Source organism: Mycobacterium sp. E342 (assembly GCF_001667665.1).
Classification (GTDB): Bacteria; Actinomycetota; Actinomycetes; order Mycobacteriales; family Mycobacteriaceae; genus Mycobacterium.
This window is the reverse complement of record NZ_LZJM01000289.1, coordinates 16,018-27,127: the sequence shown is the minus strand read 5'-3', so window position 1 is coordinate 27,127 and position 11,110 is coordinate 16,018. Positions and strand designations below refer to the sequence as shown.

Here is an 11,110-nt window from a genome sequence, read left to right as displayed (position 1 = left end):
CCACCGGCCCCCACCCTGGCCCCCCACTCCGCCCCACTGCGGCCTCCGCGGCGCTCTGAAGTGCGGTTTTCTCTTGCCCGTGGGGGCGCCGTGCGTACCCGCCGAAGCCGCGACCCCATGGCCTGGGTGGCCTCGGGTGGCGGATAACCCGGAAAACTGCGCCACGACACCCCGGGAATGGGGCGAAGTGGGGGATTGTGGGGTATGGTGGCTGCAGTGTTTGGGTGACCCCGAGCGGGAGGTGAGCTGGTGTTTCTCGGCACCTACACGCCCAAACTCGACGACAAGGGGCGGCTGACGTTGCCCGCCAAGTTCCGCGACGCGCTGGCAGGGGGGTTGATGGTCACCAAGAGCCAAGACCACAGCCTCGCCGTCTATCCGCGGGGCGAATTCGAGCAGCTCGCGCGCCGGGCGAGCAAGGCGTCGCGCAGCAACCCCGACGCCCGTGCATTCCTGCGCAACCTCGCCGCCGGCACGGACGAGCAGCATCCCGACGCGCAGGGACGCATCACGTTGTCGGCCGATCACCGCCGCTACGCGAACCTCTCCAAGGATTGCGTGGTGATCGGAGCGGTCGACTACCTGGAGATCTGGGATGCGCAAGCATGGCAGGACTACCAGGAGACCCACGAAGAGAACTTCTCCGCGGCCAGCGATGAAGCACTCGGCGACATCATCTGAGGCGCATGCCCGTGCAACGTGGCCTCTGCCCGAACCGACCCTGGCGTACTTCCCCAACGCCAGGTTCGTGCCTTCGGACAGGGACCTCGATGCAAGGGCGCCGGCCCTCAGGGCCGACGAGGGGTCAGGGGTGTCTCGCCCGACCCGGGGAGGTGTTGCCGTGGTTGACGATTCAGCGAACTTCGGCCATGTGCCCGTCCTGCTGCACCGCTGCGTCGAACTGCTCACCCCCGCGCTGACCCGCCACCACGCCGACGGTTCGGGCGCGGTCCTCCTCGACGCCACCCTCGGCGCGGGCGGGCATGCCGAACGGTTCCTGACCGACCTGCCGGGGTTGCGGCTGATCGGACTCGACCGCGATCCCAGCGCGCTGGACATCGCCCGCGACCGGTTGGCGCCGTTCGCCGACCGGGTCACGCTGGTGCACACCCGCTACGACGGCCTCGCGGCGGCTCTGACCGAATCCGGTTACCGCACGGCTGAATCGGTCGACGGGATGCTGTTCGACCTGGGGGTGTCCTCCATGCAGCTCGACCGCGCCGAGCGGGGCTTCGCCTACGCTCAGGACGCGCCGCTGGACATGCGGATGGATCCGGAGTCGCCGTTGACGGCGGCGGACATCGTCAACACCTACGACGAAGCGGCGCTGGCGGACATCCTGTACCGCTACGGCGAAGAGCGGTTCGCGCGCCGCATCGCGGCGCAGATCGTGCGCCAGCGCGCTCGCGCCCCCTTCACGTCGACCGCGGAACTGGTAGCCCTGCTCTATCAAGCGATTCCGGCTCCGGCCCGGCGCACCGGAGGGCATCCGGCCAAGCGGACCTTCCAGGCCCTGCGGATCGCGGTCAACGACGAGCTGAACTCGCTGCGCAGCGCGATCCCGGCCGGGCTGGACGCGCTCACCGTCGGCGGGCGCATGGTGGTGCTGGCCTACCAATCGCTGGAAGACCGGATCGTCAAACGGTTGTTCGCCGACGCGGTCGCCTCCCGCACACCGGTGGACCTGCCGGTCGAACTGCCCGGCCACGAGCCGCGGTTCCGTTCGTTGACGCACGGCGCCGAACGTGCGGATGCCGATGAGGTCGAACGCAATCCGCGCAGCGCCGCGGTGCGACTACGAGCTGTCGAACGTGTCGAGCAGGCAACCGGGAAGGGCCAGGCATGAAAGCAAAGCGCGAAACGCCGAATCGCCGCGGCGGACGCGACGGTTCCGCCCGGCGGAGCAGGCGTTCGACGGCCGATCCGGGCCCCGCCCGCCGCACCCGGCCCGGGCGGAGCTCGGCGCCCACCCGCGAGAGCCGCGCGCCCAAGTCCGGACCGCACACCAGCCCCATCGCCCGGCCCGTCGAACGGCCGGCGCGGCCCAAGAGCACCAGTCAGGCCAAGGCGCGGGCCAAGGCGCGGAAAGCCAAGGCGCCCAAAGTTGTTCGTCCTCGCCTGAGTGAGCGGCTGGCGGCCCGGCTGGCCGCGATCGATCTGCGTCCCCGCACCCTGGCGAGCAAGGTCCCGTTTGTCGTGTTGGTCATCGGCGCGCTCGGTCTCGGGCTGGGTCTGACGCTGTGGTTGTCCACGGACTCCGCCGAGCGCTCCTATAAGTTGAGTCACGCGCGAGAGAAGACCCGGCTGCTGCAACAGCAGAAGGAGGCGCTGGAACGCGATGTCCGCGAAGCGGAATCCGCGCCGGCGCTGGCGGAGGCGGCCCGCAAGCTGGGGATGATCCCGACGCGGGACACTGCGCATCTCGTGCAGGACCCGTCGGGGAACTGGGTGGTGGTCGGCACGCCCAAGCCGGCTGACGGGGTGCCGCCGCCGCCGTTGAACAGCAAGCTCCCCGAACAGGGTCCACCGCAGCCCCCGGCGCCCCCCGCGCCGGCCGCGGAGGTCCCCGTTCGGGTGCAGCCCGACCCCGCGGCGGCCCCGCCGGCGCGGTCGGGGCCCGAGGCCCTGTTGCGCGCACCGGACGGAGCGTCGACGCTGGGTGGCCAGCATCTGGCACCGGCGGGTCCCCAGCTGCCAGGCATGCCGGGTTCCCCGGGCATCCCGGGTGCGCCGGCCGTCGCGCCGGTACCCGGTGCGCTGCCCGCTCCGAGTGTGCCGGTACCGGGACTGCCCGCGCCGTCGGCGGGCCCCGCGCTCGCGCCAGTGCCCGCCGAGGTGCCGATCCCGTTGGGCGGCCTGCCGATTCCGCCGCCCGGGCAGGTGCCCGCGCCGCTACCCGCGGAGGTGCCGGTTCCGGTGCAGCGGGCGCCGGTGCCCGCGGCTCCCCAGGCGGTTGCCCCCGCACTTCCTCAAGGGGTTGTCCCCGCCATCCCCGCCGCCCCGGTGCTGGTGCCGCAACCTGCGGCACCGGGGCCCGTCGCGACGCCGGGTGCGCCCCGGTGAGCCGCGGCGACTCCATGCGCGCCCGGCGATCGCAGCCCACACGCGGTCCCCGTAAAGCCCAGGAGGCCAAAGGGATTCGCCAGCCGAAGCGGCGGGCGAAGCAGCAGGCCAAGGACGTCCGGGAGCCGAAGAAGTTCTGGAGATCCAAGGAGGGCAAGGTCACCGGGAAAGCCGGGTCGGCCGACCGCCAGGACGGGACCGGACACTCGGCGCGGGAGCGGCGCACCCGGCAGCTCATGCAGGCGGGCAGCCGTGGCGCGTCGTTCGTGTTCCGCCACCGGGCGGGAAACGCGGCCATCGGGGTCTTGATCGTGGTGGCGGCGGCCCAGTTGTTCGTCCTGCAGGTCACCAACGCGCCCTCGCTGCGCGCCCAGGCCGCGGGCCAGCTCAAGGTCACCGACGTTGAAAAGGCGGTGCGCGGCAGCATCGTCGACCGCAACAAGGACCAGCTGGCGTTCACCACCGAGTCGCGCGCGTTGACGTTCCAGCCCAAGAGGATTCGCAAGCAGCTGGACGAGGCTAAGAGCAAGAACTCGGCGGCCCCCGATCCGCAGCAGCGCCTGCGGGACATCGCCAAGGAGGTCGCCACCCGGCTGGGCAACAAGCCGGATTCCGCGACCGTGCTGAAGAAGCTGCAAAGCGACGAGAACTTCGTCTATCTGGCGCGCGCCGTCGACCCCGCCGTCGCCAGCGCCATCTCCGACAAGTACCCCGAAGTCGGTTCGGAGCGCCAAGACCTGCGGCAGTACCCGGGCGGGTCGCTGGCGGCCAACATCGTCGGCGGCATCGACTGGGACGGTCACGGGCTGCTGGGGCTGGAGGAGTCGCTGGACTCGGTGCTGTCCGGAACTGACGGCTCGGTCACCTATGACCGTGGATCCGACGGTGTCGTCATCCCCGGCAGTTACCGCAACCGGCACCGGGCGGTCAACGGTTCGACGGTCCAGCTGACCCTCGACGACGACATCCAGTTCTACGTGCAGCAGCAGGTCCAGCAGGCCAAGAATCTCTCGGGCGCGCACAATGTTTCGGCCGTGGTGCTGGATTCGAAGACCGGCGAGGTGCTGGCCATGGCCAACGACAACACCTTCGACCCGTCCCAGGACATCGGGCGTCAGGGCGACAAACAGCTGGGCAACCTGGCGGTGTCGTCGCCGTTCGAACCCGGCTCGGTGAACAAGGTCATCACCGCGTCCTCGGTGATCGAGTACGGCCTGTCCAATCCCGACGAGGTGCTGCAGGTTCCCGGGACGATCCAGATGGGTGGGGTGTCCATCCACGACGCGTGGGACCACGGCGTCATGCCCTATACCACCACCGGTGTGTTCGGAAAGTCGTCCAACGTCGGCACGTTGATGCTCGCCCAGCGCGTCGGCCCGGAACGCTTCTACGACATGGTCCGCAAATTCGGTCTGGGGCAACGCACGAACGTCGGGCTGCCGGGTGAGAGCGCCGGGCTGGTGCCGCCCATCGACCAGTGGTCGGGCAGCACGTTCTCTAACCTGCCGATCGGCCAGGGCCTTTCGATGACGCTGCTGCAGATGGCCGGCATGTACCAGACCATCGCCAACGACGGGGTGCGCATTCCGCCGCGGATCGTCAAGGCCACCATTGCGCCCGACGGGACCCGGACGGAAGAAGCGCGTCCCGAAGGCGTCCGGGTGGTTTCGCCGCAGACGGCCCAGACCGTGCGCAACATGCTGCGCGCGGTGGTGCAACGCGACCCGATGGGCTACCAGCAGGGCACCGGGCCCGCCGCCGCGGTGACTGGCTACCAGATGGCGGGCAAGACGGGCACCGCTCAGCAGATCAACCCCGCGTGCGGCTGCTACTTCGACAACGTCTACTGGATCACCTTCGCGGGAATGGCCACGGTCGACAACCCGCGCTACGTCATCGGCATCATGATGGACAACCCGGAGCGCAACGCGGACGGCACCCCGGGCCACTCGGCGGCCCCGCTGTTCCACAACATCGCCGGCTGGCTCATGCAGCGCGAGAACGTGCCGCTGTCGCCCGATCCCGGTCCGCCGCTGACGCTTCAGGCCACCTAGCGGCGATCGCAAGCGCGGCGCAGCCGGGCGCGGCGGGTCGCCGCGGTCAGGCCACCTAGCGGCGATCGCAAGCGCGGCGCAGCCGGGCGCGGCGGGTCGCCGCGGTCAGGCCACCTAGAGTCGGGCGGTCCTTCGATTCCGCGGTGACGGCGTTGCGTGTGCGCTCAGGGCGGCATCCGGGCCCGAATCACGCCCTCAACGCACACTGAAGGCCCTCAACGCACACTCGATTCACGAGCCCACCGGGTGGCAAGCCCCTCTCGGTAGGGTGTCATGGCCGATCATGAGGATCACGCGACGTGTGCAGGGAGGTGTGAACAGGTGGTGTCGATGCCCATGGGGCTGCGGCCCGGCGCGGGCGCGGGATCGCGCCTGCCCGCGCTGGCGGCCCAGGTCGGGGCAGTGCTCGCGGACCGCGGCACCGCCGTGCCCGACGTGGCCGTCACCGGTGTGACGCTGCGCGCCCAGGACGTCCGGCCCGGCGACCTGTTTGCCGCGCTGCCCGGCGCGACGACGCACGGGGCCCGGTTCGCGGCCGAGGCGATCGAGCGCGGCGCCGTCGCGGTCCTCACCGATGCCGCCGGGGTGGCGGAGATGGGTGCGTCCGGCCCGGCCGTGCCGACGCTGGTGCACCCCGCGCCCCGCAGCGTGCTCGGTGCCCTGGCCGCCACGGTGTACGGCAACCCGTCGGAGCGGGTGACGGTCGTCGGGATCACCGGCACCTCCGGCAAGACCACGACGACGTATCTGGTCGAATCCGGGCTGCGCGCCGCCGGCCGGGCGGCCGGCCTGATCGGCACCATCGGCATCCGCATCGACGGCGCCGACGTTCCCAGCGCGCTGACCACCCCGGAGGCTCCCGCGCTGCAGGCGATGTTCGCCGCGATGGCCGAGCGCGGGGTGGACACCGTCGTCATGGAGGTGTCCAGCCACGCGCTGGCGTTGGGCCGGGTGGACGGCACCGGATTCGCGGTGGGCGCCTTCACCAACCTGTCCCGTGACCACCTCGATTTTCACCCCACCATGGCGGACTACTTCGAGGCCAAGGCGAAGCTGTTCGATCCCGCGTCGCCGCTGCGGGCGCGCCGGGTCGTGGTCTGCGTCGACGACGACGCCGGGGGCGCCATGGCCGTGAGGGCCATGAAGGGTGGAGCCGCCGCGATCACGGTCAGCGCCGCGGGCCGGCCCGCGGACTGGCGCGCCGTGGATGTGCTTCCGATGGGCGCCGGGGGACAGCAGTTCACCGCTATCGACCCCGCCGGCGTGCGCCACCGGGTCGGCATCCGGCTGCCGGGGCATTACAACGTCGCCAATTGCCTTGTTGCACTGGCAATTTTGGACGCGGTGGGGGTATCGCCGGAACAGGCTGCGCCAGGGCTGCTGGCGACCCGGGTGCCCGGCCGCATGGAAGAGATCGACTGTGGCCAGGATTTCCTCGCGCTGGTCGACTACGCCCACAAGCCCGAAGCGCTCCGCGCCGTGCTCGCCACCCTGCGGCGCCCGGGTCGCCGGTTGGCGGTGGTCTTCGGCGCGGGCGGTGACCGAGACCCGGGTAAGCGGAGGACCATGGGTGAGATCGCCGCCGAGCTCGCCGACCTGGTGGTTGTCACCGACGACAACCCGCGCGGCGAGGACCCCGCGGCCATCCGCCGCGAGATCCTGGCCGGGGCGGCCGGGGGTGCCGCCGAGATCGTCGAGATCGGCGACCGGCGTGCGGCCATCCGGCACGCCGCTGCGTGGGCGCGCCCCGGGGATACGGTGCTGATCGCCGGCAAGGGGCACGAGACGGGGCAGCGCGGCGCCACTCAGACTCGCCCGTTCGACGATCGGGTGGAGCTGACCGACGCGCTGAACGCCCTGAGGACGCGGTCATGATCGACCTGACCGTCGCGCAGGTCGCCGACATCGTCGGCGGCACGCTGGCCGACATCTCGCCGGAGGTCGCCGCCGCACTGCGCGTCACCGGCACCGTCGAATTCGACTCGCGCGCCGTCGGCGCGGGCGGGCTGTTCCTTGCGCTGCCGGGCGCGCACGCCGACGGGCATGACTACGCGGGCGCGGCGGTGGCGGCCGGCGCGGTCGCGGTTCTGGCCGCCCGCCCGGTGGGGGTGCCGGCCATCGTGGTGCCCCCGCAAACGCGCCGCCCCGACGGTGGCCTGGCCGGTGTGCTCGAACACGACACCGACGGCTCGGGCGCGGCGGTGCTGGCCGCGCTGGCCGAGCTGGCCAAGGCGGTGGCCGCGGAGCTGGTGGCCGGCGGCCTGACCATCATCGGCATCACGGGTTCGTCGGGCAAGACCTCGACCAAGGACCTCGTCAAAGCGGTGCTCGAGCCGCTGGGCGAGGTGGTGGCCCCGCCCGGGTCGTTCAACAACGAGCTGGGGCACCCCTGGACGGTGTTGCGCGCGACCCGGGACACCGACTACCTCGTCCTCGAGATGTCGGCGCGCCATCCCGGCAACATCGCCGCGCTGGCCGACATCGCCCCGCCGGCGATTGGGGTGGTCCTCAACGTCGGCACCGCGCACCTGGGCGAGTTCGGGTCGCGGGAAGCCATCGCGCGCACCAAATCCGAACTGCCCCAATCTGTTCCGTCTTCCGGCGTGGTGATCCTGAACATCGATGACCCGGCCGTCGCCGCGATGGCCCGCGTCAGCGACGCTCGCGTGGTGCGCGTCAGCCGGTTCAGCCACACCGACTCCGGGCCCAGCGACGTCTGGGCGGACGGAGTGTCGCTGGACGAACTGGCCAGGCCGCGCTTTACCCTGCACGCGATGGACAGCGCGGTCGAGGTTGAGCTGGGCGTCTACGGCGACCATCAGGTCACCAACGCGTTGTGCGCGAGCGCCGTCGCGCTGCAATGCGGCGCGACCGTCGAGCAGGTCGCCGCCGCCCTGGCCCAGGCCGGGCCGGTGTCGCGGCACCGGATGCACGTGACGAACCGCGCGGACGGGGTAACGGTGATCGATGACGCCTACAACGCCAACCCCGACTCGATGCGGGCCGGGCTGCAGGCGCTGGCCTGGATCGCCCACGGCCGCGAGCCCGGCGCCGAAAAGCGCAGGAGTTGGGCGGTGCTGGGCGAAATGGCCGAGCTCGGCGAGGACGCCGTGGCCGAGCACGATCGCATCGGGAGGCTGGCGGTGCGCTTAGATGTGTCTCGACTTGTCGTCGTGGGAAGTGGGAGGTCGATGAGCGCCATGCACCACGGAGCGGTCATGGAGGGCGCGTGGGGAGCCGGGGATGACCGGGGCGCCGTCAACGTGCCCGACGCGGAGGCCGCCCTGGAGTTGTTGCGCGCCGAACTCCGGCCCGGCGACGTGGTCCTCGTCAAGGCCTCCAACGCCGCCGGTCTGGGCGCGCTGGCCGACGCCCTGGCCTGTGACGATCGCGAGGGCGGCGAAGCCGGGCGAAGCGGGTCGTCACGATGGAGCGAGCGGGGAGCGGCCCAGTGAGGCAGATCCTCATCGCGGTGGCCGTCGCGCTCGCCGTGTCAATCCTGTTGACCCCGGCGCTGATTCGGCTGTTCACCCGCCAGGGCTTCGGCCATCACACGCGTGAGGACGGCCCGCCCAGCCATCACGCCAAACGCGGCACGCCGTCGATGGGCGGGGTGGCCATCCTGGCCGGCATCTGGGCGGGATACCTCGGGACGCACCTGGCCGGGCTGGCGTTCGACGGCGAGGGCGTTTCCGCGTCGGGTCTGCTGGTGCTGGGCCTGGCCACGGTGCTCGGCGGCGTCGGCTTCCTCGACGACCTGATCAAGGTGCGCAGGTCGCGCAATCTCGGGCTGAACAAGACGGCCAAGACCGTCGGGCAGGTCGCCGCCGCGGTGCTGTTCGGCGTCCTGGTGTTGCAGTTCCGCAACGGCAGCGGGTTGACGCCGGCCAGCTCGGACCTGTCCTACGTGCGCGAGATCGCCACGGTCACTTTGGCTCCCGGGCTGTTCGTGTTGTTCTGCGTGGTCGTGGTCAGTGCCTGGTCCAACGCGGTCAACTTCACCGACGGGCTGGACGGGCTCGCGGCCGGGTGTATGGCGATGGTCACCGCCGCCTATGTGTTGATCACGTTCTGGCAGTACCGCAACGCCTGCGTGACGGCGCCGGGCCTGGGCTGCTACAACGTGCGCGACCCGCTGGATCTGGCGCTCGTCGCGGCCGCGACCGCGGGCGCCTGCATCGGCTTTTTGTGGTGGAACGCCGCTCCCGCAAAGATTTTCATGGGCGACACCGGGTCGCTGGCGCTGGGTGGCATCATCGCGGGCCTGTCGGTCACCAGCCGCACCGAGATCCTCGCCGTCGTCCTGGGTTCGCTCTTCGTTGCCGAGGTCACCTCCGTGGTGCTGCAGATCCTGGCGTTTCGCACCACCGGTCGCCGGGTGTTCCGGATGGCGCCCTTCCACCACCATTTCGAGTTGGCGGGCTGGGCCGAAACCACGGTGATCATCCGCTTCTGGCTGCTCACGGCGATCACGTGTGGTCTGGGCGTGGCCCTTTTCTACGGTGAGTGGCTGGGCGCGATCGGTGCCTGACGTGGCCGGACTCGAGCCCCTGGTGCCGGGCGCGCCGGTGCTGGTGGCCGGCGGCGGCGTCACCGGCAAGGCGGTGCTGGCGGCGCTGGCCCGGTTCGGCGCGGTGCCGACCCTGTGCGACGACGACCCGGCCACGTTGCGGCGCTACGCCGAGAGCGGCGTGGCGACGGTGGCGACGTCGACGTCCGCGCAGCGCCTTGCCGAGTACGCCCTGGTGGTCACCAGTCCCGGGTTCTCGCCGGACACGCCGATGCTGGCCGCCGCCGCGACGGCGGGCGTGCCTATCTGGGGCGACGTGGAGCTGGCCTGGCGGCTCGACACCGCGGGTTACTACGGGCCACCGCGCCGCTGGCTGGTGGTGACCGGCACGAACGGCAAGACGACCACGACGTCGATGCTGCACGCCATGTTGACCGCCGCGGGCCGGAGCAGCGTGTTGTGCGGCAACATCGGCGATCCGGTCCTGGACGTGCTCGAAGCGCCCGCCGAACTCCTGGCCGTCGAGCTGTCCAGCTTCCAGCTGCACTGGGCCCCGTCGCTGCGGCCCGAGGCGGGCGTCGTCCTCAACATCGCCGAAGACCACCTGGATTGGCACTCCACCATGGCCGAGTACACCGCCGCCAAGGCGCGGGTGCTGGGCGGCCGGGTGGCGGTGGTGGGACTGGACGACGTCCGGGCGGCCGCGCTGCTGGACACCGCCGCGGCCCCGGTGCGCGTCGGCTTCCGGCTCGGCGAACCGGCGGCGGGCGAACTGGGCGTGCGCGACGGCCAACTCGTCGACCGCGCCTTCGCCGACGAACTCCGGCTGCTGCCGGTCGACTCGATCCCGGTGCCGGGACCGGTCGGCGTCCTCGACGCCCTGGCCGCGGCGGCGCTGGCCCGCAGCGTCGGCGTGCCGGCCGAGCCGATCGCGGAGGCGATCGCGTCCTTCAAGGTGGGCCGGCACCGGGCGGAGGTCGTCACGGTCGCCGGCGGCGTCACCTACGTCGACGACTCCAAGGCCACCAACCCGCACGCCGCCGAGGCGTCCGTGCTGGCCTACCCGCGCGTGGTGTGGGTGGCCGGCGGTCTGCTCAAGGGCGCATCGGTGGACGCCGAGGTCGCCCGGATCGCCCCCCGGCTGGTCGGCGCGGTGCTCATCGGCCGAGATCGCCAAGAGGTTGCAGAGGCGTTATCGCGACACGCGCCGGATGTCCCCGTCGTCCAGGTTGTGACAGGCGAGGATGCTGATATGAATGCGACGGCTGTGGTTCTTGGTGCAGATGTGACAGAAGTGAAACATTCGGGATCCGATGTCGGCGCTTCCGTCATGAAGGCCGCGGTGGCCGCGGCCCGCGACCTGGCACGGCCCGGCGACACGGTGCTGCTGGCCCCGGCCGGTGCGTCGTTCGACCAGTTCAGCGGGTACGCCGCCCGCGGCGACGCCTTCGCTGCCGCCGTCCGCGCGGCCACCCGGTAGGCG

8 protein-coding genes are annotated in these 11,110 nt (G+C 71.5%); all 8 read left to right on the top strand.

What is annotated here, in order from left to right; genetic code table 11:
• Nucleotides 1-249 precede the first annotated feature (249 nt).
• The 8 genes from mraZ to murD all read left to right on the top strand — a co-directional run bounded on the left by mraZ (nucleotide 250) and on the right by murD (nucleotide 11,107).
• Nucleotides 250-681: a division/cell wall cluster transcriptional repressor MraZ gene (mraZ, locus tag A5692_RS24185; RefSeq protein ID WP_068060992.1), complete on the top strand. Its 432-nt coding sequence runs from the start codon at nucleotides 250-252 to the stop codon at nucleotides 679-681.
• On the top strand, nucleotides 656-1,846 hold the full coding sequence (gene rsmH / locus A5692_RS24180) for a 16S rRNA (cytosine(1402)-N(4))-methyltransferase RsmH (protein WP_156766246.1): 1,191 nt from the start codon (nucleotides 656-658) through the stop codon (nucleotides 1,844-1,846). The genes mraZ and rsmH overlap by 26 nt, the downstream gene beginning before the upstream one ends.
• Nucleotides 1,843-3,063 (top strand): hypothetical protein, encoded by a 1,221-nt coding sequence (locus A5692_RS24175; RefSeq protein ID WP_068060990.1) that lies wholly within the window; start codon nucleotides 1,843-1,845, stop codon nucleotides 3,061-3,063. The genes rsmH and A5692_RS24175 overlap by 4 nt, the downstream gene beginning before the upstream one ends.
• On the top strand, nucleotides 3,060-5,117 hold the full coding sequence (locus A5692_RS24170) for a penicillin-binding protein 2 (protein WP_068060988.1): 2,058 nt from the start codon (nucleotides 3,060-3,062) through the stop codon (nucleotides 5,115-5,117). Before A5692_RS24175 ends, A5692_RS24170 begins: the two co-directional genes overlap by 4 nt.
• Before the next feature lie 273 nt (nucleotides 5,118-5,390).
• Entirely contained in the window at nucleotides 5,391-6,992 is a 1,602-nt protein-coding gene (locus A5692_RS24165; protein ID WP_068060985.1) for a UDP-N-acetylmuramoyl-L-alanyl-D-glutamate--2,6-diaminopimelate ligase, read from the top strand.
• Nucleotides 6,989-8,572, top strand: a complete 1,584-nt coding sequence (gene murF, locus A5692_RS24160; protein ID WP_068060979.1) for a UDP-N-acetylmuramoyl-tripeptide--D-alanyl-D-alanine ligase — start codon at nucleotides 6,989-6,991, stop codon at nucleotides 8,570-8,572. The genes A5692_RS24165 and murF overlap by 4 nt, the downstream gene beginning before the upstream one ends.
• Nucleotides 8,569-9,648, top strand: coding sequence for a phospho-N-acetylmuramoyl-pentapeptide-transferase (gene mraY / locus A5692_RS24155; RefSeq protein WP_068060976.1), 1,080 nt, complete (start codon nucleotides 8,569-8,571; stop codon nucleotides 9,646-9,648). Before murF ends, mraY begins: the two co-directional genes overlap by 4 nt.
• A gap of 1 nt (nucleotide 9,649) precedes the next feature.
• Entirely contained in the window at nucleotides 9,650-11,107 is a 1,458-nt protein-coding gene (gene murD, locus A5692_RS24150; RefSeq protein ID WP_369830324.1) for a UDP-N-acetylmuramoyl-L-alanine--D-glutamate ligase, read from the top strand.
• Nucleotides 11,108-11,110 lie beyond the last annotated feature (3 nt).

Excerpts from the sequence above, each read along its gene's own strand:
- rsmH (WP_156766246.1), top strand. The coding sequence starts at position 656 with ATGAAGCACTCGGCGACATCATCTGAGGCGCATGCCCGTGCAACGTGG.
- A5692_RS24175 (WP_068060990.1), top strand. The coding sequence starts at position 1,843 with ATGAAAGCAAAGCGCGAAACGCCGAATCGCCGCGGCGGACGCGACGGT.
- A5692_RS24165 (WP_068060985.1), top strand. The coding sequence starts at position 5,391 with ATGGCCGATCATGAGGATCACGCGACGTGTGCAGGGAGGTGTGAACAG.
- murF (WP_068060979.1), top strand. The coding sequence starts at position 6,989 with ATGATCGACCTGACCGTCGCGCAGGTCGCCGACATCGTCGGCGGCACG.